Origin of the sequence: Arthrobacter sp. NPDC093139 (assembly GCF_044754165.1) — a bacterium.
Classification (GTDB): Bacteria; Actinomycetota; Actinomycetes; order Actinomycetales; family Micrococcaceae; genus Arthrobacter.
The window spans coordinates 500,638-525,749 of record NZ_JBIVOO010000002.1 but is presented as its reverse complement, the minus strand read 5'-3'; the positions used below and the strand labels follow the sequence as shown (position 1 = coordinate 525,749).

At 66.8% G+C, this 25,112-nt stretch carries 19 protein-coding genes and 1 pseudogene; 8 read left to right on the top strand and 12 right to left on the bottom strand.

The features are described 5' to 3' along the window. The 3 genes from ACIP90_RS05555 (at position 1) to ACIP90_RS05545 (ending at position 3,073) form a co-directional block, all read left to right on the top strand. Positions 1-429: a metallopeptidase family protein gene (locus ACIP90_RS05555; RefSeq protein WP_400577605.1), complete on the top strand. Its 429-nt coding sequence runs from the start codon at positions 1-3 to the stop codon at positions 427-429. Between the two features lie 10 nt (positions 430-439). Next, positions 440-1,360, top strand: a complete 921-nt coding sequence (locus ACIP90_RS05550) for a cation diffusion facilitator family transporter (protein ID WP_400577603.1) — start codon at positions 440-442, stop codon at positions 1,358-1,360. Positions 1,361-1,582: 222 nt separating this feature from the next. Further along, on the top strand, positions 1,583-3,073 hold the full coding sequence (locus tag ACIP90_RS05545) for a C40 family peptidase (RefSeq protein WP_400577602.1): 1,491 nt from the start codon (positions 1,583-1,585) through the stop codon (positions 3,071-3,073). Between the two features lie 6 nt (positions 3,074-3,079). On the opposite strand, the gene ACIP90_RS05540 is transcribed toward ACIP90_RS05545, so the two are convergent. Genes ACIP90_RS05540 through ACIP90_RS05530 form a run of 3 tightly spaced genes read right to left on the bottom strand, consistent with a single transcriptional unit; the run spans position 3,080 to position 6,091 of the window. Further along, complete coding sequence (locus ACIP90_RS05540; protein WP_400577601.1) at positions 3,080-3,964, bottom strand: ABC transporter permease; 885 nt, start codon at positions 3,962-3,964, stop codon at positions 3,080-3,082. After that, positions 3,951-4,943, bottom strand: coding sequence for an ABC transporter ATP-binding protein (locus ACIP90_RS05535; RefSeq protein WP_400577599.1), 993 nt, complete (start codon positions 4,941-4,943; stop codon positions 3,951-3,953). Before ACIP90_RS05535 ends, ACIP90_RS05540 begins: the two co-directional genes overlap by 14 nt. Then, positions 4,940-6,091, bottom strand: a complete 1,152-nt coding sequence (locus ACIP90_RS05530; protein ID WP_400577597.1) for an outer membrane lipoprotein carrier protein LolA — start codon at positions 6,089-6,091, stop codon at positions 4,940-4,942. The genes ACIP90_RS05535 and ACIP90_RS05530 overlap by 4 nt, the downstream gene beginning before the upstream one ends. A 158-nt stretch (positions 6,092-6,249) precedes the next feature. On the opposite strand from ACIP90_RS05530, the gene ACIP90_RS05525 reads away from it, so the two are divergent. Next, positions 6,250-6,909 carry a DedA family protein gene (locus tag ACIP90_RS05525; protein ID WP_400577596.1) on the top strand — a complete coding sequence of 220 codons (660 nt, stop codon included), beginning with the start codon at positions 6,250-6,252 and terminating at the stop codon, positions 6,907-6,909. A gap of 19 nt (positions 6,910-6,928) precedes the next feature. Here the strand turns inward: ACIP90_RS05525 and ACIP90_RS05520 are convergent, their stop codons facing one another. Further along, positions 6,929-9,625 carry a PEP/pyruvate-binding domain-containing protein gene (locus ACIP90_RS05520; protein ID WP_400577594.1) on the bottom strand — a complete coding sequence of 899 codons (2,697 nt, stop codon included), beginning with the start codon at positions 9,623-9,625 and terminating at the stop codon, positions 6,929-6,931. 3 nt (positions 9,626-9,628) lie between these two features. Continuing rightward, entirely contained in the window at positions 9,629-10,666 is a 1,038-nt protein-coding gene (locus tag ACIP90_RS05515; RefSeq protein WP_400577592.1) for a universal stress protein, read from the bottom strand. Positions 10,667-11,108: 442 nt separating this feature from the next. Between ACIP90_RS05515 and ACIP90_RS05510 the strand changes: the two genes are divergently transcribed. Further along, positions 11,109-11,750, top strand: a complete 642-nt coding sequence (locus ACIP90_RS05510; RefSeq protein WP_400577591.1) for an FAD-binding protein — start codon at positions 11,109-11,111, stop codon at positions 11,748-11,750. 11 nt (positions 11,751-11,761) lie between these two features. Here the strand turns inward: ACIP90_RS05510 and ACIP90_RS05505 are convergent, their stop codons facing one another. Then, complete coding sequence (locus ACIP90_RS05505; RefSeq protein ID WP_400577589.1) at positions 11,762-12,394, bottom strand: copper resistance protein CopC; 633 nt, start codon at positions 12,392-12,394, stop codon at positions 11,762-11,764. Between the two features lie 109 nt (positions 12,395-12,503). Here ACIP90_RS05505 and ACIP90_RS05500 point away from each other — a divergent pair, with 109 nt between their 5' ends. Together ACIP90_RS05500 and hutG are read left to right on the top strand one after the other, a co-directional pair. Then, positions 12,504-13,946, top strand: a complete 1,443-nt coding sequence (locus ACIP90_RS05500) for an NCS2 family permease (protein WP_400577588.1) — start codon at positions 12,504-12,506, stop codon at positions 13,944-13,946. A gap of 90 nt (positions 13,947-14,036) precedes the next feature. After that, complete coding sequence (gene hutG, locus ACIP90_RS05495) at positions 14,037-15,068, top strand: formimidoylglutamase (RefSeq protein ID WP_400577586.1); 1,032 nt, start codon at positions 14,037-14,039, stop codon at positions 15,066-15,068. A gap of 42 nt (positions 15,069-15,110) precedes the next feature. Here hutG and ACIP90_RS05490 read toward each other — a convergent pair whose 3' ends face one another. Continuing rightward, positions 15,111-17,315: a transglycosylase domain-containing protein gene (locus ACIP90_RS05490; RefSeq protein ID WP_400577584.1), complete on the bottom strand. Its 2,205-nt coding sequence runs from the start codon at positions 17,313-17,315 to the stop codon at positions 15,111-15,113. A gap of 169 nt (positions 17,316-17,484) precedes the next feature. After that, the gene (locus ACIP90_RS05485) at positions 17,485-18,789 is read right to left on the bottom strand and encodes a cation:proton antiporter (RefSeq protein WP_400577583.1); all 1,305 of its coding nucleotides are present in this window, start codon (positions 18,787-18,789) and stop codon (positions 17,485-17,487) included. A 197-nt stretch (positions 18,790-18,986) separates the two neighbouring features. Between ACIP90_RS05485 and ACIP90_RS05480 the strand changes: the two genes are divergently transcribed. Next, positions 18,987-19,247, top strand: coding sequence for a hypothetical protein (locus ACIP90_RS05480; protein WP_400577581.1), 261 nt, complete (start codon positions 18,987-18,989; stop codon positions 19,245-19,247). Between the two features lie 105 nt (positions 19,248-19,352). Here ACIP90_RS05480 and ACIP90_RS05475 read toward each other — a convergent pair whose 3' ends face one another. The 4 genes and pseudogenes from ACIP90_RS05475 to ACIP90_RS05460 all read right to left on the bottom strand — a co-directional run bounded on the left by ACIP90_RS05475 (position 19,353) and on the right by ACIP90_RS05460 (position 25,026). After that, a complete protein-coding gene (locus ACIP90_RS05475) occupies positions 19,353-19,589 on the bottom strand; it encodes a hypothetical protein (protein WP_400577580.1) in 237 nt (78 codons plus the stop codon). A 163-nt stretch (positions 19,590-19,752) separates the two neighbouring features. Continuing rightward, positions 19,753-21,396 (bottom strand): histidine ammonia-lyase, encoded by a 1,644-nt coding sequence (gene hutH, locus ACIP90_RS05470; RefSeq protein WP_400577579.1) that lies wholly within the window; start codon positions 21,394-21,396, stop codon positions 19,753-19,755. A gap of 10 nt (positions 21,397-21,406) precedes the next feature. Beyond that, the gene (hutU, locus tag ACIP90_RS05465; RefSeq protein ID WP_400577578.1) at positions 21,407-23,125 is read right to left on the bottom strand and encodes a urocanate hydratase; all 1,719 of its coding nucleotides are present in this window, start codon (positions 23,123-23,125) and stop codon (positions 21,407-21,409) included. Positions 23,126-23,357: 232 nt separating this feature from the next. Beyond that, positions 23,358-25,026: pseudogene (locus ACIP90_RS05460) on the bottom strand (DUF222 domain-containing protein). Positions 25,027-25,112: the final 86 nt, after the last annotated feature.

Genomic DNA, 25,112 nt, shown 5'->3' with positions numbered 1-25,112 from the left:
ATGCCCGCAAACCTGCCGCCAGGACTTCCCATCGTTCCCGACGGCGCCAGCAATTCCCCCGGCTTCGACATGTCCGAAACCGATTTCGAGGCAGCCGTCAGTGACGCCCTGGACATGATCCCCGCAGACATTGCGCGCGCCATGGACAACGTGGCCGTCTTCATCGAGGACGATTACACACCCCAGCCAGGAGAGGACCCGGACACTGTGCTCCTGGGGCTCTATGAGGGTGTCCCCCTGACCGAGCGCGACTCGTGGTGGGACGCGGGCTCACTGCCGGACCGCATCACCATCTACCGCCAGCCCATCCTTGACATCTGTTCCTCCCGCGAGGACGTGGTGGAGGAAGTCGCTGTAACAGTGGTTCACGAGATCGCCCACCACTTCGGAATCGACGACGACCGGCTCCACGAACTCGGTTGGGATTAGCCTTATAGGCATGGGACACGACCACAACCATGCCCCGGGCCTCACGGCGACCGGCAAGCACCGCCGGCGCCTGATCGCCGTCCTGGCCATCACACTGGCCGTTGTTCTCATTCAGGTGGCAGGTGCCGCGCTGTCGGGCTCCCTGGCACTGCTCGCGGACGCCGGGCACATGCTCTCAGACGCGGCAGGCGTCTTCATCGCGCTCTTGGCCGCGTGGATCGCGTCCCGCCCGGCCAGTGACCTGCGGACCTACGGCTACCAGCGCGCCGAGGTCCTGGCCGCCCTCGCCAACGCACTGATACTTGTGGCGATCGCCGTGGTGATCTTCACGGAGGCTGTCAGAAGGATCGGCGCCGCGCCGGAAGTGCAGACGGACATCATGCTGTACGCCGCCGTCCTCGGCGCCGCGGCAAACCTTGTCTCGCTGCTGATCCTGCGGGGTGCCCAGAAGGAAAGCCTCAATGTCCGGGGGGCCTACCTCGAGGTGCTGGGTGACCTGCTGGGCTCAATGGCGGTCATCGCCGCGGCCGTGATCATCATGTTTACGGGATTCCTTGCCGCCGACACCATCGCCTCTGTCGTCATTGCCATCATGATCCTGCCGCGGGCCTGGCACCTGCTGCGGGACGTTGTGGACGTGCTGCTGGAGGCGGCCCCGAAAGGGGTGGAGGTCCAGATGATCCGTGAACATATCCTCTCAGTGGCGGGCGTGGTGGCGGTCCATGACATCCATATCTGGACAATCACATCGGGTGTGCCGGTGTTCTCCGCCCACGTGGTGGTGGAGGACGACGTGCTGAGCGCCCGCGGAGCTGACCAAGTCCTGGACAAGCTCACAACCTGCCTCGGCTCGCACTTCGACACCGAGCACTGCACCTTTCAACTCGAACCTGCCAGCCACTCCGAGCACGAATCGTACCAGCACGCCTGAGCGTGCGGGCTGAAGATCCCCGCCCCAAAGGTCCGCGCTCGACAGCGCGACACGCCCGGCAAATCCACCCGAATGACACTCCTGTTGTTTATGTTAAAGATGCGACTCTTGTTGCCAAAGTGAAAATGAACACGTAACCTCGGTCCTGCTGGGCAGGCAGAGGGGCACTTCCGTGCCACCTCAAGGCTCGTTCGTCCGGCCTGAACGCTGCGAGGTTAGCAAATGAGATTGACCCGTCCCGGCCACAGGGCCGCCGCGCTGTGCGCCACAGCCGCGCTGCTTGGGTCCTTGGCGGGGCCGGCACAGGCTGATGTGCCGGCGGGTGCCTTCCCGGCCGCCGTGACCGTTCCCGCGTCGCCGCAGGTCCCTTCCCCCGACGAAATCGCCGCCGCCAAGACCAGTGAAAGCGCGACGGCGGCCAAGGTCACCGACATCGAGGGCCTCCTGGCGGACGCAGCCACCGCCCAGGAAAGCACATTCGCCCGGAGTCTGGAAGCCAACAACGCCTACAGCGATGCCCTGGTGGAACTCCGCGTGCGGACAGATGCCGCCGACGGAGCGGCTGCAAGGGCCAAGGCCGCGGCAAAAGCGCAGCAAAAGAGCCGCAAGGAGATCGGCCAGTTGGCCGCAGACCTGTACCGCAGCGGCGGGGTAAACCCCGAACTCAGCAGCTTCGTCGCAGGCAACGGCGACGTCCTGGAGAAGGCAGCCACGTTGCAGGCCCTCTCCGCCGGCCGCAGCCGCGCCTTCGAAACAGCCGAGACCACCGCCTCGGCGGCAGAGTCCCTGACCGCGGCAGCCGCAGACGCCCGGCGGGCAGCGGACCGTGCCGCCAAGACCGCCGAATCGCTCAAGGCCGCGGCCGAGCAGGCCAACGCCGCGCAACTGCAGGCGGTAATCGATGCCACGGCGCAGAGATCCATTCTGATCGGCCAGCTGGCCTCCCTGCGGCGCACCACCGCCGCTCTCGAATCGGCAAGGATCGATGGGCTTGAACGGCAGCGTCAACAGGCCCGTCTCGCCGCCGTGACAGCCGCCGCAAACCCTGCAGGTGATCAGGCGGCTGATCCGGCTGCTGCGGTTCCGGCCCCAGCCGCCCAATCCCCCGCCGTTCAGACCCCCGACGTCCAGTCCCCTGCAGTCGGCACGCCCGCGGTGCGGGCCCCGGAAGTCCGGGCGCCCGGAGCCCCGGTGCCTGCGAGGCCGGTCCCGGCCCCTATTGAGCCGGCTGCCCCCGCGCCAGCCGTCACCCCCGTCCGCCCCGCTCCGCCGGCGCCGGCCCCGGTCGTTCCCGCTCCCGCACCGCAACCGGTCCAGCCCGCCCCCGCTCCGTCGCCGGGAGGCTCCAACCAGACCGCCATATCCGTCGCCCTGAGCAAGGTGGGAAAACCATACTTCTACGAGTACGGCGGTACCGGCGCCTACGGCTTTGACTGCTCAGGACTCGTGCAGAATGCCTTCGCGGCGGCCGGGAAACTCCTGCCCCGGACGGCCGCAGCGCAATTCTCGCAGGCGCCTGTCCACGTGCCCCTGTCCCAGGCGCAGCCGGGTGACCTCCTCGTCTGGGGATCAGCTCCCGGCTTCTATCACGTGGCCATTTACCTGGGCGGCGGCAGGGTAGTGCAGGCCCTGAACCCGTCCGCCGGGATCACGGTGACTGATCTGGGCACGATGGCCGGCATGCAGCTCCACCCGGTGGCGGCACGCTACTAGCCGGGCCTATGACAGCACGTCCTTGCTGACAAACCTGCCGTATGCCAAGGCACCGAAAAGAGCGATATAGCCCGCCTGCAGCAGGGCGTTATCTGCGAAGGAATCCCATCCGATGGGCTGGCGGAGCAGGTCCGCGAATCCGAACCAGTAATGGCTGAACAGCCACGGATGCAGCCATTCCAACTGCGGCAACTGGTCCAGCACCTGCGATGCCACGGACAGGACGATTGTGGCAGCCATGGCTCCCACCGGCACGTCGGTCAGGGTGGACAGGAAGAGTCCGATCGCCGAAAGTCCCAGCAGCGAGACCGTCTGGTAGGTGGCGATCAGCAGCATTCTGCTGAATGCTTCGCCCGGCTCCACCACGTCGCCGGAGAGCAGGGTCACCGGACCGATGGGGAAAAGCGCGGCACCGATGCCGGCCCCGGCGAGTGCCACCGCCAGCGGTGCCGCGATGCAGAATGCCACCGCCCCCACGTATTTCACCAGGAGCAGACGCACGCGCCCGGCAGGAGCCACGAGCAGGTAGCGGAGCGTGCCGTGCCCCGCCTCGCCGGCGATGGTGTCCCCCGCCACGACGCCGATCGTCAGCGGCAGGAACAGCGGCACGGCAACGATCATGGCTGTCACCCCGACGAACAGCCCGTTTTGGGTGATGCGGTCCAGGAATGCCGGCCCCCGGCCCGGCGGGACCGACGAGGAAATCCGGACGACGACGGCGATCATCACCGGTATGGCGGCCAGCGCCAGCAGCAGGGCCTGGGTCCTGCGCCGCCGGAACAGCAGCGTCAGCTCCGACCCGAACAACGATGCGCTGGACGGCCGGCGTCTGGCCTCCCCTGCGCTGTTGACCGTCCGCTTACTGTCCGAAATCGAATCACTGCGCGACATCGAACCCCTCCCCCGTCAGGGCCACAAAGCGGTCCTCCAGGCTCCCGCGCTCCACGGTGAAGCCCCGGACCCGCACGCCGTCCGCCACCAGTGCCGCCACGATTGATTCCGGAGCTGTGGCTCCCGGCACCATGGCGTCGGGCACGGCGTCTGGCACTATGGCGGTAATGACGGCGCCCTGGCCGTCCGGATGTCCGATGACCGGGGTCATGCCAAACCGGGCCAGAACGCCCGAGGCCCTACCGGCGTCGGGTGTGATAAGCCGCAGCTGCGCCGAGCCGGCCTGACGGAGTTCGGGCAGCGTGCCTTGGGCCACGAGCCGGCCGGCGCTCATGATCGCCGCGTGTGTGCAGATCTGCTCCACTTCCGCGAGCAGATGGCTGGAAACAAACACCGTGGCGCCGTCGGCGGCCAGCGAGCGGACCAGGCTGCGCACCTCCCGGGTGCCCTGCGGATCCAGTCCATTGGTCGGTTCGTCAAGGACCAGCAATTCCCGCCGGGAGAGCAGGGCGTTGGCGATTCCCAGCCGCTGCTTCATGCCCAGCGAGTAGGCCCGGACCTTCTTGCGGGCGGCGTGTGACAGCCCCACCCGCTCCAGTGCTTCCGTGACCCGGGCACGCCGGGTGCCGGGAACGGCATGCCGGTCCGCGGCGTCTAAACGGTGCAGATTTGCCGCCCCCGAGAGGAACGGATAGAAAGCGGGTCCCTCAACCAGGGCGCCAACCCTGGGCAGCACTTCATCGAGCCGGCGCGGCATGTCCAGGCCGAGCAGACTGACGGAACCGGCGGTGGCCGAGGCGAGCCCGAGCATCATGCGGATGGTGGTGGTTTTGCCGGAACCGTTGGGGCCCAGGAACCCGAAGACGGATCCCTGGGGCACAGCCAAGTCAATGCTGTCTACGGCCACCTGATGACCAAAGCGCTTGGTCAGTTCCCGGGTCTCGATGGCGAGTCCCGGGCCCCGGTGAGCGGGCGTCACCTCGCGGCAGCGGCTGCCTGAAGCCGCTCCAAGGGTACGGACCCGGCGACTACGCGGCCGTCGTCGGTCAGCAGGACGTTCAGCAGGGATGTAGAGATCGCCCGGCCTCCGGGGACGGTGACAGTGGCCTGCCTCAGCAGCGGGTCGGCCAGCAGGCCGTCGATGGACGGCATGCCGGCGTTCGGTGTACCCGTGTTCGGTGCACTCGCATCAGGCACAGCGGCACGTGCCGGGAAGCTGACGATGCTCTCCCAGCCCGAGCCCGTCACCGACGGGGAGTTCAGCCGGGCACCCGGAGGCTGGTGTGTCCCGCGGTGCCTGCCGGGATCCTTTGCTGCGTGCGGCCATCCTGGCACCACCACTTCCTTGATCGTGGCCCCCGGCGGCGGAGTGAAGTTGAAGAGTCCGGCGTCCGGCGCCTCGAACTTCAGGCTGGAGAATGCGGCCCGGAACGCTGGCTCGACCTGTCCGCGGGCGCGGATTTCAACGCTGAGCGGCAGGCCCCTTTCGCCGTCCACGGCAATGGCCACGGACTCAACCAGCGTTCCTTCCGACCGCGGGGTCAGCCTCAGGCTGTATGCCGCGCGGCCGGCCACCTCCACGTCCTCACCGACGGTCACGTCCGTCGAGGAGTCAATCTTGGCAAGCATCCGGGCAGCCAATTCCTCCGGGGTAAGCACGGATCCCGGCATCCTGGTGGCCGGAGGACGGCTGCCGGCAGCCTTGTCCGGGAGTGTCACATGGGTGGCCGTGTTGTCCTTGGAGTTGTACAGCCACAGCTCATTGCCCTGCCGCACGGCGTCCCGCTCGGCGAGCCTGTCCATGACCTGGATCCGCACCTTGGCAGGTCCGTCGACGTAAACCCGTGCGCTGTGCGGGCCCGTCAGCAGTTCGGCGATAGAGCCTGTTCCCGCCCCGGAGGTAGGGCCCATCTGCGGAACATCCGGCAGGCCAAGCTCTGAGGTCTGCTCAATGGTCCCGGAAAGGGCCTTGGTGGTGTGCTGCGCGATCATGGCAAGCACCTGCGCGGGCGTCTTGTCCGGCAGCGGATCACGGGCGCTGGCGGGTACGGATCCTGCCAATACCCCGGCAGCGATTACAGCAGGTACGGCCGCGGCAGGCATCCACCGCAGCCACTTGGAGGTCATCTCTAACTCCGCTCCGACGTTGCAGCTTTATATATCCTCAGGGTACGCCTCGGCGCCTTTCTCCTGACAGCCCCGGATTGCTCCCCGGCTTTCCTAAGTACACGTACTGCGACAGACTGGACGGGACGCCGTTGATCCAGCTTCAGGAGCCCTGAACAATGCGCACCCCGACCGCCGCCTCCAGTCCCGCAGACGAGATGACCGGAATTGTCGGCTTTGCGGCGCGGTCCATCGAGGCGCTGGGGGAATGGGGCGTCGGGCTGTTTACCCTGGCCGAAACAGTGTTCCCGCCGATCCCCAGCGAGGTCATCCTTCCGCTCGCCGGCTTCCTGACGCGCCAGGGCACCTTGCACCTGGGCCTGGTCCTGGTCACCAGCACACTCGGCGCCTATCTGGGTGCCCTGGCACTGTATTTCCTGGGAGCCAAAGTGGGGCTCGAGCGGTCAATACGCTTGCTCTCCAAGCTCCCCCTCGTGGACCGTGAGGACTTCGAAGCGGCAAATGACTGGTTCCGGCGCCACGGCAAATCCGCCATATTCTTTGGCCGGCTGCTTCCGGGCGTGCGAAGCTTCATCTCGCTGCCGGCAGGCGCCCAGCGGATGAATCTGGGCACCTTCAGTGTTTTCACCATCGCGGGAAGCGGCATCTGGAACGGTGCCCTGATCAGTCTGGGGTCCATCCTCGGGCGCCAATACTCCATGGTCGGGCAGTACTCGCGGTACCTGAACTTTGCGGTGTATGCGGGCCTCGGACTCTTCGTTGTCTGGCTCATCATCCGCTATGTCCGGAGGAGGAAGTCGGCCGAGCGCCCGCAGTAGCTTCTACCTGCGGGAACTTCTAGATGCCCGGCACCACGGTGCCGGCGCCGCCGTCGACCGTTATTTCCTGGCCCGTCCGGAGGCGGGACGTTGCGTCCGGGACGCCGACGACGGCGGGTATGCCGTACTCCCTCGCCACCACCGCGCCGTGCGAATTAGGGCCGCCCATTTCCATGACGAGGCCGCCGGCGGTGAGGAACAGCGGGGTCCACCCGGGATCCGTGGACGGGGCCACGAGGATTTCGCCCGGTTCCAGGTGCGCCCCCACCGGGTCCAGGATGACGCGCGCCGGCGCGGTCGCGGTTCCCGCGGACGCCGGGCTTCCCACCAGCGAGCCGTCCGCAGCGGCACCCGCTGCAAGCACAGTTTCAGGTTCGGTGCCGTCGGACAGCAGCATCCGCGGAATGTGGCGCCGTTCCAGCTCCAGGTAGTAGGCACCTTGCCGCCGTGCCACGAGGTCCTGCATGTCTGTGCCGCCCAGGGCCTGCCGCACCTCGGCGAAGTCCAGGAAGAAGACGTCGCCGGCCCGGGCAATCCGTCCTTGGCGCGCCAGTTCGGCCCCCGCGGCTGCCACTTGCTTGCGGACCTCCGCGAGTGCCAGGACTATCTGGTACTTGGGACGTTCGCGCAGGCCGATAAAGAGCCGCGCCCGCCTGAGTGCGGCCCGGACAATGGCGCCGCGGACACGGCCCCTCGAGCGGGCCTCGGCGACGAGCCGGGCAATCTGGGCCTCGGCCTCGGCTTCGGCCCGGCGGAACTGGCGGTCCGGGGCGAGAGCGGGATCCTCGAGCCGGAGATAGTTGGCAAGGACGCCGAGAATGTGGCTGGGGTCGTCCCTCCAGCGCGGCATCCCGACGTCGATTTCGGCAACTGCACGGTGCCCGTACCGTTCCAGGAAGGCGTCCAGCCCCTGCTGCGCCGCGGCGGGCAGTTCCCCTGCGCTGAAGCGCTGGGCGAGCACAGCGGGAGGCTGGTCCTCAAACGCAAGGCGCGAGTCGCGGTCCGAACGGATTTCAGTAGCCAGCCGCCACAGCTCCAGATCCATCTCTGTGGTCACGTTGTTGGGCAACCCGCGAAGAATGGGCTGCAGGTCCCTGCGGCGATCGCGTCCGCCCAGCACTTTGCCGGCGAGGGCCAGCAGGGCAAAGCCGAGCGCAGGCAGCGGAAGGATGGCCGGCGCGATCGGAAAGACCCCCGCGAGCACGCGCTCCGCGTGATCCAGCCGCTGCAGCGGAGACCCTCCGGACGGAAGCTCCAGGGCATCGCTGAAGTTCCTGGTGAAACGGTCAACGCGGCGGAGCGCGACTTCCGGCCGGAGCAGGGCACGCAACAGGGACTCCGGCACGCGGCCGCGCAGGACCACCGGTCCCACCCGCCGGAGCAGGCGCCATGGCGTACGGCTGGTGACTGAAAACCGCGGATCGGTGAAGACGCTGCGCAGCACGGCTGCCGAGCGCGCCTCCATGACGTCAAACACCTTGGGAACGATAAAGCGTCCCACGGTGCTCCGGGCCACGCCCGTCACGTCGATGAAGATGCGCTGGCCCGCTTCCGCGAAAGGCGGAGGGCCTGTCCTGGCATCGGGCACATCGAAGGATGCAGCCCGGGCCACCGAGGACCCGAAGATCCGGAGGGCTGCGATCCCCATTGGCGTAAGAGGCCTCGTCAGTCCCTGGGCAAGACTGAAGCAGAGAAAGATTCGCGTGTCCTCCCTGCCGCTCGGATATCCGGTATCCGGGATTCGCCCCGGCACGGGATAGAGGGTGGTGATGGGGCGAGACTGGGTCAGCCAGGCTTTGCCCGCAGCGTCGATGGCCCACTCGGTGTCCTGTGGAGCCCCATAGTGGGCTTCTGCCCGGCTTCCCAGCGCGGCCAGTTCGCGGATCTGCGGGTCCGTGAGGCAGGGCTTTCCTCCTGCGGCCGGCCGGTCCACCTGTTCGGTGCCGCCACCTGGCACCGGGCGGATGAGGAGCCGTTTATCTCCCAGCCGACGCTCAAGGATGGTCCCGGAGGCAATGTCCACCACAAAGTGGTCGGGATTGACGGCGCCAGACACCACGGCTTCGCCCAGGCCGGGGCTGGCGTCGATCACTGACTCGCGGCGGCGGCCCGTCACGGGGTTCGCGGTGAACATGACTCCCGCTGCCGCAGCGTCCACCATGCGCTGGACGACGACGGCGAGCGCCACCGTGGACGGGTCGATGCCGCGGCTGGCGCGGTAGGTAACAGCACGGTCGGTCCAGAGGGACGCCCAGCAGTTGCGCACCGCGGCCAGCAGGGCGTCCGCGCCGACCACGTTCAGATAGGTGTCCTGCTGCCCGGCGAAACTGGCAAACGGCAGGTCCTCGGCCGTGGCCGAGGACCTGACTGCCACTGGCGGGTCCGGCTGCCCGGCGGTGCCCAGGGCGCTGTAGGCCGACCGCAGCTGGGCAGCGATCCCGGGCGGCAGATCGGCCGCCGTGATCAGGCTTCGGGCCTTGCCGGCGAGGCCTGAGAGGGCTTCCAGGTCGTCAGCGGGCGTTGCCTTCAGGGAGTGGTGCAGTTCGTCGAGTCCGATCGGAGCCGTCGCCTCACGGTATGCAGCGGTGGTGAGGCAGAAGCCCTCGGGCACAGGTAACCCGGCCGCCAGCAACTCACCCAGGTTCGCGGCCTTGCCGCCCACCCGGGGCAGCATGGCGGCGTTGACAGCGCCCAGGCCGAGGACCAGCGCGCTCATGGATTATGAGTCGCCAAGCATCGGCCCAAAGCTGGCGCGGTCCGCAAGCCTCGGATCCTCCCTGTCAGGCACCACCATGACCGGGCTCTTGGCATGGTGCAAAACACCGTCCGACGTGGACCCCAGGAGCATGCCGGTGAAACCGCCGCGGCCCCGCGTACCCACGACCACCAGCTCAACGTGGCGGCTCGCTTCCACCAGCACGTCCACCGGAGATCCGTCCAGGAGCCGGGTTTCGATGGCGAGCCCTGGGTAGTGGCTCTGCAGCCAGGCGACACCGGCCTTCAGTTGGACCTGGATGTCGGCGAACAGGGCTTCCCGGTCCATTGGCGCGGGAACCCAGGCCAGCGAGCCGCTGTACTGCGGCACCGCGCAGATCACCCGCAGCGGCGCGCCGAGCCGTTCGGCCTGGGCCGCGGCTTCGAGCACCGCCACGCGGGCCTGTTCGGAGCCGTCCACGCCGACGACGACGACGTTCTCCACGGGCACACGGCCGGCCTTGGCCTGCTCTGCCCTGATGTGCTTGTCCTGCGTGGTTTCTCCCAGCCGGTCTGCGCAGATCAGGGGTACGGTGACCGTGGCGCACTTGGCGTGTGCCGGCATCGCACTGCTGACAGAGCCCAGAAGCCGTCCCACGAAGCCGCCCCGTCCGCGCGTTCCAACGACCAGGAGTTCAGCGGTTTCAGACATGTCCAGCAGGACGCCGGAGGCGTCCCCATTTTCGACGGCGGCGGAGACGTCGATGTTGTAGGCGGCGACCTTGTCCACGGCATGCTGCAGAATGGCCTCGGCACCCTCACGGATCACGGAGTCGTCGACGGTGGCGTACCCGCCGTCGAGGCCTGACGCCGCGAAAATGGGAACAGAGTAGGCCGTGACTATGTGGAGAGGACGACGGCGGCGCTCGGCTTCGCGGGCCGCCCACACCAGGGCGCACTGCCCATGGTCCGAGCCGTCGACGCCGACCACTATTCCCTCGGGCTTGGCTGACCTGCCGCCGCCATCCCGTGCCGGGTCCGGATGCAACTCGTGTGCGCCCATTGTGGGTCCGCCTCCTCGCGTACTGCCCTGGTGATGCGGCCATTGTGCCAGAAGGAGGCACGATCGCCGTCACCCGGCAGGTCTTCTTTGCCGGATTGTAAAAGACCTGCTCTTTGTCATAACTATTCTCGGTCGAAGAGCACTTAGCAAGCAGGCCAGAGGGCTCCTGAGGGCACCTCCTGCACCCGCTTTTCGCGCGCGTCCGGGCTCCGTCAGAGGATGCTCTCGCCGGCCTTGGTCCTGCTCCCCGGGGGCTTCCCATTCAATGTCCGGGATGGGCTACCCAGCGGCCGAAAAAGTCTGTAGTCTTCGAGGCACTGTTGATCCGATATCTGTGTGCCACAGCACGTTCGGAGAATGGTTTATGTCTGCTTGCTGGGGCAGCGGACGGTGCAGGGCGCCGATGCCCCTGCACCTCGAAATTTTCGAGGAGGACGCTGTAGTGTCAAGCACGCCTGGTCTCAGCAGGGCAGAACGTACCACCGCCGTGGTCATAGGGGCCGGCCTTCCCGGCCTGGCCGTCGCCACCGAACTCCGCCGCTGTGGCGTGGACTCGATAATCGTGAACGGGCTGGAGTTCCCCGGTTCGTCCCAGGCCTCCCAGCCGGCACCCCCGCAACGCTGTGGTGACCCCGGCGACTCGTCGAGGGAGGAGCGCAACGAAATCATCCGCCACCTCCGCAATTACGCCGCGAGCCACCAGCTGGACATCCGGAACGATACCTGCGCAGTGCTGCTGGACAAGATGGGTTCCGCGGCGGCCGGCGATTCCCGCCACCGCTGGGCGGTCCATACCCCCGACGGCGTGCTGCTGGCAGAGCACATCATCCTCACACGGTGTGCCAACGGCCAGCTGCGCCGGATGCTCACCGATCTGGGCATCTCCGTGGGCCAGAACCTGGTGGCCGCCATGCGCGCCGTCGGCATTTACCTCGTGGGTGTGGGCGAACTCATCACCCCTACCCCCAAGGAGGTCCTGCGGCAGGCCAAGGTGGTGGGCCGGGCAATTTCGGCCAAGGTTAACCCTGACAGCGTCCCGTCTGTCCTGACGGGAAGCTTCGCGGCCCTCCCCGCCCCGGCGTAAGGCCCTGGGTCCTAGGGACCCTTGGCGCCCGCGCCGCCTGCGGCCGCACTCCCGGCACCCGGGTCCTCTTCATCGTTCCCGACAACCAGCTTGCGGCGCGCCAGGACGCCAAGGGTCACGAGCAGGCCAACGGCCACGCCAACGAACACCACAAGGCTCCACGGGAAAGGTTCCGAAGCGTCCGGCGCAGGCTCGGGGGCCGGGGTGACCCCCGGCTGCGGCGTGCCGACCGTGGGAACCGCCGCCGCCGTCGTCGAGCCTTCCGCCCCGGCGGCTGCCGTAAAGGTGAACGTCCCCTCGATGGGATGCGAGTCCGAACTGACCACGCGCCACAGCACCATGTACTTGCCGGCCGGGGCTCCCTCCCGCAGCTTCTGCGAGGCCACGTTGTCAACGATCTCCACCTTGCCGTCCGCCCAGTCCGCGCCGGCGGCATCGTTGACCCGCACCTGCGAACCCAAACCCATCGGGTTGTTGTTGAAGGTGATGGATACCTTGGCGGGCGGCGAAGCGACGGTGGCGCCGTCGGCGGGGCTGCTTGACACGGCGGCGTCGTGGGCGGAGGCCGGACCGGCGACACACAGCAGGGCAGCGAAGGCGACGGCGCCAAGGACGGCGGTCAGCAGCTGGCGGATGGAATGCATGGGCGGATTTCTCCTCGTGTTGGCTTCCTTACAGACTAGGCGAATTCACCGGGGAGCATCCCGATCACCGAATAGGATGCAAGCATCCCCACAAACCCCCGGAGGACTAATGCTTAAGCAGGGCTCGGCACTGGACCGGTATTTCAAGATTTCCGAACGGGGGTCAAACTTCTCCCGCGAGATCCGCGGCGGTTTTGCCACGTTCTTCGCCATGAGCTACATCGTGGTGCTGAACCCCCTGATTCTTTCCGGCCCGGACTCCTCGGGTGCCACCCTCGGCTTCCCTGCCGTGGCGGCTGTCACCGCATTCGCTGCTGGCATCCTGACGATCCTCATGGGTGCGTGGGCCAAGCACCCGTTCGCGATAGCTACCGGACTGGGCGTAAATGCATTCGTGGCAGTCACGGTGGCCACCAACCCGGGCCTGACCTGGCCGGACGTGATGGGCCTGGTGGTGCTCTCCGGAACCACGATGCTGATCCTGGTCCTGACCGGCTTCCGGACCGCAGTGTTCAAGGCTGTCCCGGACGGGCTCAAGACGGCGATCGTGGTGGGGATTGGCCTGTTCATAGCCCTGATCGGCCTGGTCAACGCCGGCTTTGTGCGCCGCATCCCGGACGCTGCCGGCACTACCGTCCCCGTGGGCCTCGGTTTTGACGGCAAACTTCTGGGATGGCCGACGCTGGTGTTCGTGTTCGGCCTGATCCTGACCATCGCCCTGCTGGTGCGCAACGTCAGGGGCGCGATTTTGATCGGCATCATTGTCTCCACTGTTCTGTCCGTGATCCTTGAGGTCACGCTGCGCATCGGGCCGAGCTTCGACGGCACGAACTACAACCCGCAGGGCTGGTCGCTGGTCGCTCCCACGTTCACCGAATGGGCGGCCCCCGACCTCTCCCTGATTGGCAGGGCGGACCCCGTCGGCGCCTTCGAGCACCTCGGTTTCGTGGCGGCTGCGCTCCTCGCGTTCGTGATCCTGCTGAGCATCTTTTTCGACGCGATGGGGACCATGGTGGGCCTGGCCAACGAGGCAGGAACCGTGGACAAGGACGGCAACATCCCCAACGTTGACCGTGTGCTGCAGGTGGACGCCCTCGGCGCCATCGTCGGCGGGGGTGCGTCCGTGTCCTCCAACCAGATTTACGTCGAATCCGGCGCGGGCATCGGCGAAGGCGCCCGGACAGGCCTGGCCTCGATCGTGACCGGACTGCTGTTTCTCGTGGCCATGTTCTTTACCCCGCTCATCAACCTGGTGCCGTTCGAGGCCGTGGCCCCCGCCCTCGTGGTGGTCGGCTTCATGATGGTGGCCCAGGTGGGCAAGATCCACTGGCAGGACTGGGGCATCGCCATCCCCGCTTTCCTCACCTTCACGCTGATGCCCTTCACCTACTCGATCGCCAACGGCCTGGGCGCGGGGTTCATCTCCTACGTCCTCATCCGCACCTTCCAGGGACGTACCCGGGAGGTCCACCCGCTCATGTGGGCAGTGGCCGCAGCATTCGTCCTGTTCTTCGCCATCGGACCCATCGCACAGGCGCTCGGCATGGCCTGATGCCATCTCGCGGGAGGGAGTTCCGGGATTACAGACATCCCGACGGCGGCACGGCTGGTTTTCGCTCCCTCCGTGCGGTGAGCTTGGAGCATGGACTTTCCTGCGCTCTCGGTCGATGTTCAGCCCCACCCGTGGACGGGCCGTTTCGACGGTGACGGTGCCGCCCACCGCCGGTGGTGGCAGGCCGTGACCCCGTATGCAGAAGCCCGGCAGGACCGCAGTCCGCTGCGCCCGGACCCGCCGGTCCGGGCTGCTTCGCAGATGGGGGCCACCGGGGGGACTCCACCCGAGGCCGCGCGTCCTGCCGTGATCCTGGGATTCTGCAGCGACGAGGGCGTGCGCCGGAACAAGGGCCGGACCGGTGCCGCAAAAGCGCCGGCCGCCATCCGCGGTGCGCTGGGCCCGCTCGCCTTTCACCTGGACAGACCTATCCTCGACGCCGGCGACGTGGCGGTCCGGGACGGCCACCTCGAAGCCGGCCAGGCGCGGGCCGGCGTGGCGGTCTCGTCCCTCCTTGATACGGGCAACCTGACTGTGCTGCTGGGCGGCGGCCACGAGACGGCCTTTGCGAGCTACCTCGGTGTCGCCGGCTCCGAGGCCGTCCGCGGCGGGCAGCGGCTCGGGGTCCTGAACCTGGACGCCCATTTCGACCTCCGCGACGAGCCTGCCCCCAGCTCCGGCACCCCGTTCCTCCAGATGGCCCAGGCGGAGGCCGCCGCGGGCCGCGAACTGAACTACGCCGTCGTCGGCATTTCCCAGCCGAACAACACGGAGGCGCTGTTCTCCACCGCCGACCGTCTCGGAGTGAAGTATCTCCTGGACGAGGACTGCACGCAGGACGCCGTGCAATCGTTCGTGTCTGACTTTCTGGCGGACATTGACGTCCTGTACCTGACCATCGACCTCGACGTGCTGCCCGCGGCGGTGGCTCCGGGCGTGAGCGCGCCGGCGGCATTCGGCGTCCCCCTGCCTTTGGTCTCAGCTGTGTGCCGCCAGGCAGCCGCCAGCGGGAAGCTCCTGCACGCGGACGTGGCGGAACTGAATCCGGCCTTCGACATCGACGGCCGCACCGCCCGGGTGGCAGCGCGGCTAATCAACACCCTGCTGAACACGCGTCACTGACCCGCATTACTGCAGCTGTATCGCGCCCCAGCTAGTCCGCAGCTAGTCAGAGGAGCCGGCCCGGGCCTTGGACTTGGGCTTGGAAGTGGCCGGCGCCTTCGGGGAGGCCTTCTTGACCATGGAGGCCGGCGGCTTTGCGAACGCTTCCGCCGGATACAGTCCGGCCACCTTGTTCGTGTACTTCGCCCATTGCGGCCCGGCGATCATGTAGCCATCGATGCGCGAATAGAACTTTCCGTTGATCGTGAGGTTCCGGCCGGCACGTTTCTGGCCCTCCAAGGCGTCGCCGAAGAAGGATGCCGTGGCGATCCCCGAGGTGTAGCCAACCACCCAGCTGGCACCGTTGCTGTTGTTCGTCCCCGTCTTGGCCGCCACCGGCAGCCGCCCGGAGATCTTGGGGTTGATGTGGATCCCCGACCCCACCTTGAGAACGTCCTGGAGCACCGACGTCACGCCCCGTGCGACGTCCCGGTCTATGGCGTCCCGGCACTTGGAGGTTTGCGCATGAAGCGGCTTCCCGGCCCGGTCCGCTACCCGCAGGATGGCGATCGGGGCGCAGTACTGGCCGTCGGCGGCAAAGGTGGCGAAGGAGTTGGCCATGTGAAGGGGTGCCACGCCCGTGCCGCCCAGCACGTTGCCCAGCTGGTGCATGTTAATGGGAGAGCCGTCCAACCCGCTGTGGAGGCCCACTGCGTTGACCATCTTCTGGATGCCGCAGAAATCCAGCTGCGCCGCGGAGGCGAACGTCGCCGTGTTGATGGAGTTGTACAGCCCGTAGTTGACCGGCATCTTCCGGTAATAGCCTTCGTCCGCGTTCTGGAGATCATCGGCCGCCTCGAGGCCCGCCCTGCGCTGCTTCGTGCTGTACGCGCCCGCCACCTTGCCGCAGGAGGACCGCCATTTGAAGCCGAGCGGATATTCACGCTTGGAGGCATCCACGTTTTCCGTTATTTTCCTGCCCTGGTTCAGCCACTCTGCAAAGGTGAACGGCTTCATGGTCGACCCGGGCTGGAAACCGCCGGCGCCATTGAGGTCGTTGCCATTGGGGTCCTTGGAGTCGACGTTGAAGTTGAGCTGCGTATCGAACTTCCCGGGCTGCGGGAGGAATACGGTGTTCTGCGCCATGGAGAGGATCTTGCCGGTTCCCGGCTGAACCGACACCAGGGAGGCGCCCCATTTGCCCGGGTTCGGCTTGGCCGTGGCGTCCACCTGCGCCTGGGCAGCCGCCTGCAGCCGGCTGTCGAGTGTGGTGGTGATGGTCAGGCCGCCGCGGTACAGTTTTTGCTCCCGGGCCTTGGTGTCGGAGCCGTACGCGGGGTTGTTAAGGATCAGGTGGCTCACGTAATCGCAGAAATACGGGGCCATTGTCGCGGCTGCGCAGCCCTGCCTTGACGGCCGGAGCTTGAGCCCGACGGGTGCGGCCTTGGCGGCGGCGTGCTGCTTCTTGGCGATCATGCCTTCGGCCAGCATCGAGTCCAGGACCTGATTGCGCCGCTGGATGGCGTTCTTCGGGTTGGCCACGGGATCGTAGAAGCTGGGGCTGTTGACCAGTCCGGCCAGCAGGGCGGACTGAGGCAGGCTGAGCTTACTGGCGGGAATGCTGAAGTAGTACTGGGCGGCCGCCTCGATGCCGTAGGCACTGCGGTTGAAGAAGACGATATTGAGATACCCCTCAAGGATCTGGTCCTTGGTGTATTTCTTTTCCAGTGCAATGGCCAGGCGCATCTCGCGCAGCTTGTCCCCCACGTTCTTTTGCCCGCTGAGGACCACCTGGTCCTCGCGCCCGGCGGAGATCATCGATTCGTTGACGATGTTGGTGACGTATTGCTGGGTCAGCGTGGACGCGCCCTGCCGTTCGCCGCGGGTGAGGTTGCTGGTCAGCGCCCGGAGGACGCCCTGGGCGTCCACGCCGCTGTGCTCGTAGAAGCGTGTGTCCTCGATGGCCACAACGGCGTTCTTGATGAACGGTGACATCTTGTTGAGCGGGATCCGAACGCGGTTTTCGGCATAGAACGTGGCGATCGGCTTCCCATCCGCCGTCACCATCCGGGTGGTTTGCGACGGCGGCTGCACCGTCAGTTCCGTGGGAAGGCTGTTGAAATAGTCGATCGACCTGCTGACCGTCGTGCCGGCCAGGGCCGCGGCAGGCACCAGGAAGCTCGCCACCAGGACACCGCAAATTGCACTGACGAGCAGGAACCCGAGCATCCTTGACAAGGCCCACCCAGTCCGCGACAAAAACCTCATTAGTGCCACGCTTCCAGCTCACCGTGCATCCGATTGAGTTCAGGATACGCGTTGCCCTGTATGCAAGCCACACAGCATGCCGCCGCCCGAGCCGCATACGGGACTCCCGGGGAGAGGCGTGCGCTGCGGATGTCCCGGGCTCAGGCAGGGTGCCTTCGACAGGAGCGCCTCAAACGGGAGTGTGCGGCGCCTTCCCCTCGTCGCCGAACCTTTCGGCCGCCCGGCGTTCACGGAGCCGGTCAAGCCGCTGCATCACCGGCGCGGTGGTGACACCATGCAGCACCACCGACGTTGCTACCACCAGCCCCACGATGGCCCACAGATAGTCCGTCTGGCCACCGAACTCGCCTTTGCCGAGCGCGTAGGCCAGGTAATAGAGCGAGCCGATGCCCCGGATGCCGAAGAAGGAAATAGCGATCCGTTCCCTCGGACCAGTCTTGCCCCGGGCCAGGGCCAACCAGCCGGACAGCGGACGGACCAGAACCAGGAAGGCCAGTGCGACGGCCAGCTCCACCCAGCCGACTCCGGCCAGCAGCCCCCTGGCGATGGCACCGCCGAGAAGGACCAGAATCACCACGGTCATCAGCCGCTCGAGCTGTTCCACGTACGAGTGCAGGACCTTGTGGTAGCCGTGGGTATGCTCTGCCGCCCGGATGGTCACGGCGCACACGAAAACGGCGATGAAGCCGTAGCCCTCGATCATCTCGGTCACTCCGTAGGCCAGGAACGTGGCGGCAAGGGCGACGAAGCCCTCGGAGTGGTTGGAGAGCCGGATGCTGTCGTGCCGTGCAGAGAAGAAGAGCCGGGCCAGCAGCTTGCCCGTCCCGAATCCCAGCAGTACGCCCATCCCGGTGCGCCACAGGACATCCACGGCGAACCATTCCGGGAACCAGTCGGAGGGCGACGTGCCCACAACGCTCATGGCAATGGCCAGATACACGAAGGGAAAGGCGAGACCGTCGTTCAACCCGGCCTCGGATGTCAGCCCGAACCTGACCTCGTCCTCCTTATCGGCCTGCTCGACCTCGTCGGCGGGCTCACCAACCTGGACCTCGGACGCCAGCACAGGGTCAGTGGGCGCAAGGACGGCCGCGACCAGCACGGCGGCAGCAAGGCCCAGTCCCAGCACCCACAGGCCCAGCAGCGTTAGGAGGAGCATGCACAGCGGCATGGCAATCCCCAGCATCCGCCACGTGGTGGCCCAGCGGTGGCGTCCAATGGGACGGTCCAGTGCCAGGCCGGCGCCCATAAGCGAGATGATGACGCAGACTTCCGTCAAGTGCATCGTAAAGTCGGCGTGCTGGACCGGATCCGGGTCCGGGAGATCGCCCAGCAGCCAGAACACGGCGAAGCCGGCGGCCAGAAACACCATGGGCATGGAGAACGGCGCATTGCGGAGGAGCTTGGGCAGGACGGCCGCGATAAAAACGGCGAGACCGGCCGCGGCGAAGATGATGCTTGCGGCTTCAAACATGACGGCCTCCAATCCGGCGCGGGCAGGGTGTGACCAACACTAGCCGCGAACCCGGCACGGCGTCCGTTGTTCCGACGAAGCAAGGGCACCTGACAAGCTCTGTCAACAAACGCGTCAAATGCCAGTCATCTTACGTTTGGCGCTGTAGAGGGTAGACTGGTCTCTGCCTCGGCATTGAAATACAGAAAGTTCGGTACATGAGCACAGCAACCATGGAGCGCCCAACCGCTTCTTCAACCGCGTTTGGCTCGTCGGATTCCCGGTCCATCCACCTGGCCTTCACCAGCGCGGACCAAGTCCACGATGGCCTGGAGAGCGCCGTTGAAACCCTGATCGAAACAGCGGCCCAGGAGGGTACCTGCGGCATCCGCGTCACCCGGATCGAGCCCGGCCGTTACACAGTCGCCCTCGACGAGTCCGTCCCCTTTGGCGAAACGCACGAGGACATCGCAGCCTAACACGCAAAAAGCCCCCGCCTCTGACCTCATCCGTCGCCTAACAGCGCTGGATGATGCCAGGGTCGGGGGCTTTTGTGTGCCTAACCCTGTGTACGTGCCGGTGGACTAGGCCCGCCGGACCTGCACGCCGTCCGACTTCATGAAGGGCTGCGAGTCGGAATGACCGCTGCCCACAAGCCAGAGGACGTTGCCGCTCCGTGAGATCTCCTCAACCTCGCCTGTCGCAATGACATGCGCATGCTTGAGGATCTCGACACGCTCGCCCGCCTGTAATGATCCCCAGTCGGAAACCGTAGCAGCGTGTGCGATACGTCTGGACAGGACTGCCCCGCGTGCTTTCATTTGAACTTCTACCCCTTTGTGGATGTTCTTGCGCCACAGCATCGTTGATGTGACTTTCACTACATCTTCAGTTCTACTACAATCGGGCCGCGGGAACCCGCAGCGTTGCACAGTATTTCGGCGGCGCCGGAAAATGTTTCCCGACGCCGCATATTGTTCAGCCTTAGGCCAGAACGCCGACGGCGGATTCGGCAGCCGCCCGCACCTCGCCTGACGCCACGAGCCTGTCCGCCGCTTCCAGTTCCGGCGACAGGAACCGGTCCGTGCCGGGACCATGGACAACGCTCCGCAGCACTTCAATAACCGCGGCACCCGCGGGCCCCGGAGTCAGGGCCCCGCCCGAAAGCTGCGTGCGCATGTCGATGGCGCGTGCCGACGTCACCAGTTCCACCGCCAGGACGCGGCGCAGGTTCTCCACGGCCTTCCGCAGCTTGCGTGCGGCGTGCCAGCCCATCGACACGTGGTCCTCCTGCATGGCGGAGCTTGGAATGGAATCCACCGAGGCAGGAACCGCCAGCCGCTTGTTGTCGGACACGAGCCCCGCCTGCGTGTACTGGGCGATCATCAGCCCCGAGTCCACTCCCGGATCGCCCGCGAGGAACGCCGGCAGCCCATGGGAGCGGGCGGGATCCAGCATGCGGTCGGTCCGCCGCTCGGCGATCGAGCTGAGGTCCGCGACGGCGATAGCCAGGAAATCCAGCACGTAGGCCACCGGGGCGCCGTGGAAGTTTCCGTTGGAGGAGACGCGACCGTCGGGGAGGACCACAGGGTTGTCGATTGCCGCAGCCAGTTCGCGTGACGCAACAAGGTCAGCATGGTCCACGGTGTCCCGGACCGCCCCGGCCACTTGGGGAGCGCAGCGCAGCGAGTAGGCGTCCTGGACCTTGGAGTCCCCCACTCGGTGCGAGGCCACGATCGGTGAGTTGGACAGGACCCGCAGCATGTTGTCGGCGCTGGCGGCCTGCCCGGGGTGCGGCCGCAGGGCGGCGTGGAGTTCCGGCAGGAACACCTGGTCGGTGCCCAGCAGCGCCTCGACGCTGAGCGCTGCGGTGATATCCGCCGTCGTCAGCAGTTGCCGGATGTCCGCGATGGCCATCAGGAGCATGCCCAGCATGCCCTCGGTGCCGTTGACCAGCGCCAGGCCCTCCTTCTCCGCGAGGACCACCGGCTCAATTCCGTGCTGGGCGAGGAGTTCTGCTACTGGTCGTCCGTCCTTGCCGCCATACTGTTCACCGTCAGGCCCCGTGGCCTCGCCCTCGCCCATGAGCACCAGGGCACAGTGCGAGAGGGGCGCGAGGTCGCCGGAGCAGCCCAGCGAACCGAACTCCCGGACCACCGGCGTGATGCCGGCGTTCAGCACATCAACCATGGTTTGCAGCACGACGGACCGGACGCCGGTGCGGCCGGAGGCGAGGGTCTTGGCGCGCAGGAACATGATGCCGCGGACCACTTCGCGCTCCACCGCGGGCCCCATGCCGGCAGCGTGGCTGCGGATGAGCGATTTCTGCAGCTGGGTGCGCAGCTCATTGGGGATATGCCGGTTGGCGAGCGCGCCGAAACCGGTGGAGATTCCGTACGCGGGGACATCGCTGGAGGCGAGGTCATCGATGTGCGCGCGGACCTTGGCCACTGTGTCGAGGGCTTCCTGGGAGATGCTCACCTTGGCGTCATAACGCGCGACGGCGACGACATCCTCGGGGGTCACGCCGCTGGAGCCGAGGGTGACGGTGAGCGGTTCGTGGGCTGGGGCCACGCGGACAGGGTTCCCTGGCCGAGCCTGCGAGGTTAGGGAGTTCGTGGGGATCATGGTGGTGTTCCTACTTCTTTGCTTCTGCAGAGTCTGCGGACTCCTGCATGGGGATGCGGACGCCGCGTTCTTTGGCGACGTCGAGGGCGCGGTCGTAGCCGGCGTCGGCGTGGCGGATGACGCCCATGCCGGGGTCATTGGTGAGGAGCCGCTCAAGCTTTTCGGCTGCGAGGTCGGTTCCGTCAGCGACAGAGACCTGGCCGGCGTGGATGGAGCGGCCGATGCCGACTCCGCCGCCGTGGTGGATCGAGACCCAGGTGGCGCCGGAGGCCGTATTGAGCAGGGCGTTAAGCAGGGGCCAGTCGGCGATGGCGTCAGAGCCGTCGGCCATGGCCTCGGTCTCGCGGTACGGGGAGGCGACGGAGCCGGAGTCGAGGTGGTCGCGGCCGATCACGATGGGCGCCTTGACCTTGCCTTCCTTCACGAGCTGGTTGAAGAGCAGCCCGGCCTTGGCCCGTTCGCCGTAGCCCAGCCAGCAGATGCGCGCCGGCAGCCCTTCGAACTCCACGCGCTCACCGGCGGCATCGATCCAGCGGTGCAGGTGCTTGTTCTCCGGGAAGAGCTCCTTGATCGCGGCGTCCGTGACGGCGATGTCCTCCGGGTCTCCGGAGAGCGCGACCCAACGGAACGGTCCCAGGCCCTCGCAGAACAGCGGCCGGATGTAGGCGGGGACAAAGCCGGGGAATTCGAAGGCACGGGCGTAGCCGCCCTTCCGGGCTTCATCGCGGATGGAGTTGCCGTAGTCGAACACCTCGGCCCCGGCGTCCTGGAATTCGACCATGGCCTGGACGTGCCTGGCCATGGACGCCTGGGCCTTCTTGGTGAAGCCTTCCGGGTCAGCCTCGGCCTCGCGGTGCCATTCCTGGACTGAGATACCCTCCGGCAGGTAGGACAGGGGATCGTGGGCGGAGGTCTGATCCGTGACGATATCCACGGTGAGCTCACCGGCCCTGTGGCGGCGCAGGATCTCGGGGAAGACCTCGGCGGCGTTGCCGACATAACCGACGGACCAGCCGCGGCGCTCCTCCTTGGCCTTGAGCACTTTGGCGATGGCGGCGTCGAGGTCGGTTTCCACCTCGTCCAGGTAGCGCTTGCCGGCCCGGCGGCGCAGACGCGTCTCGTCGACGTCGACGATCAGGCAGGCGCCGTCATTCAGTGTGACGGCGAGCGGCTGGGCTCCGCCCATGCCGCCGCAGCCGCCGGTCAGGGTCAGCGTGCCGGCGAGGGTGCCGTTCTCGTCCCCGGTGAGCTTGCGGGCGATGGCGGCGAAGGTCTCGAACGTGCCCTGCAAAATGCCTTGGGTGCCGATGTAGATCCATGAGCCCGCGGTCATCTGGCCATACATCATCAGGCCCTCCGCCTCGAGCCGGCGGAACTCGGGCCAGTTGGCCCAGTCCCCGACAAGGTTGGAGTTGGCCAGCAGCACGCGCGGCGCCCACTCATTCGTGCGGAACACACCAACAGGCTTGCCGGACTGGACCAGCAAGGTCTCATCCTTTTCCATCGTCTCGAGCGTCTGGGTGATGGCGTCGAACGCGGCCCAGCTTCTGACCGCCCGGCCGGTGCCGCCGTACACCACCAGATCGTCCGGGCGTTCGGCCACCTCGGGGTCCAGGTTGTTCATGAGCATGCGCAGCGGGGCTTCCGTCTGCCAGGACTTGGCGGTGAGCTCGGTGCCGCGGGCTGCTTTGACCGGGCGGGCACCGGTGGTGAAATCGGCGGGTGCCATGAGGGGCTCCTTCGTGTTGCTGGGTGGTTCGGGGAAGTGCTTCTGTATCAACTAAAGCCCCTCGGGGATGGGCCTGACAGGGCTTTCGAACGGGTGCTGTCCGGTATTCCAGACATATCCGCACCCTCCATCAAAGGGGGAACAGCGGCGATTGGGACGGCAAGGAACGCAGGATGCCGCCATGCGTTGCGACGCACACTGAGCAGGCCACGGAAGCAAGGGCCGCGTTTTCCTAGAGGGCTGCCTCGGAGGACAGAAAGTCCGCCCAGTCGCGGAATGGGTCCTCGGCCAGGGGATGATCCGTCAGTTCGACCTCGGGCAGCAGGTCTTCGGGTATCACCCGATCGCGGTCACTGTCCGTGCCAGGAGTTCCGGGCACGGCGCGGCCACGGTTGTTGTCAGGCTGCCCGGGCGTTCCAAGCATTCCGGCGCCAATGTTGTTGACCATGGCAAGGATCTCGCTCGGCAATCGTGGTGGTTCCCAGTCGGGTTTTTCACTGGCGTAGTTGCGGCCAGTGGGTGAAGTCCAGCCCGGCGGGTCGTTGGCGCTGGCACCGGTGGGCGTCCATCCGGTGCTGTGTTTGAGGCGATGGTGTTTGGGGCAGGGCTGACCCAGGTTGCTGATCCCGGTGGATGCGCCGCTGGCCCAGGCAAGGAGATGGTCTGCGTCGTTGTCCAGGGAATGCCAGGGAATGGTTGTTACAGCCGGGGAACGGGCATTTGCCGTCCCTCAGCCTTAGCCATTGGCGCAGCGCTTTGGGGACGCGGTAACTGGTCCGTCCGATCTCCAAAGGCGCACCATCACGCGGGTCAGTCAACACCCTCAGGAAGGAGGACGCCCCGTCCGCCACAAGGGCGCGACCCATGGACGGCGGAACCGGCCCGTACCCGTCCAACATGGCCGGCTCGTCAGTCAGACCCAGCAGCGAGAGCACCGGAACGGTTATGAGGACCTGGGCTGTCGGAGACGGAACTTTACCGAATGGCGGATGGCTTGCCCGCACGGCGTCTTCGAGGATGGCGTCCTCGAGGATGCCATCCTCCATGCCTTCCGCAGTACCGGACATTGTTCGTCCGCGGCTGGCAGTGAGGAGCCAGGTGGCGGCGACATCCGCACGAAGCTGCGAAAGGGTCCTCGCCTCCTCCGATCCCTGCAAGGCTCTTGCGGCGGTGGTGGTGCGGTCCCAGATACCGGCAGCCTGGCCGGCAGGCAGGTAGGCAGAAAGCCAGGCCATGCCGTCGCGGTCCGGTGTGTACTCCACCCGCCGGTCGGCGACGCTGCGGGAATGGCGCTTTTCGATGCTGACCGGGTGGTGCCGTTCCCGCCAGGTCCGGGCCTTGGTGCGGAACCGGGCCGGTACAAGCTCCCCAGGCGGGCAGCCCCGCGCGGGGCTGTGCGCGTCCGGGTCCAGGAAATGCGCCTCCATACGCGCAGCTCCTCCCCTGTCGAGGTTGGCGGTTTCGTCGATCATGACCCGGGCGTGCTGCCACGAAATACTCGCTGCCTGCAGGGCGGACAACGTCAGCGGCAGGGCCGTGGTGAGCGTGCGGGCTTCGGAGAGGAAGGCTCCGGCCGCGCGTTCGCTGACCGTCAGGACGCACGCGACCTCCGCGGTAATAGCCATGTCCTGGGCGGCCTGTTCCTGCGGGGACATGCCCGGTGCAGCCATGGCCATGGCAGCACCGGCATATCCGGCGGCCAGGTGCACTTTCAGGGCGGCCATTCTTGCTTCCACCTTGGCCACTTCAGCCAGGCTGTCCAGGCATGCATCCGCATGGTCACGAAGCGGGTCCGCAGCGGCCGAACCCATGGCGGCCGCCCCACGGCGGACCACAACAGCCAGCGCCGCGACGGAGGCCTCCACGGCCTTCAACGTCTCTACTGCGGCTCTGCTTTCCATGCCCAAAGCATCTCAGTGGGCACTGACATTTTGATGGGGCAAGCACGGGTGACTGCGCTGGCCCCACAAGTGTCCGTCCGCGCCCG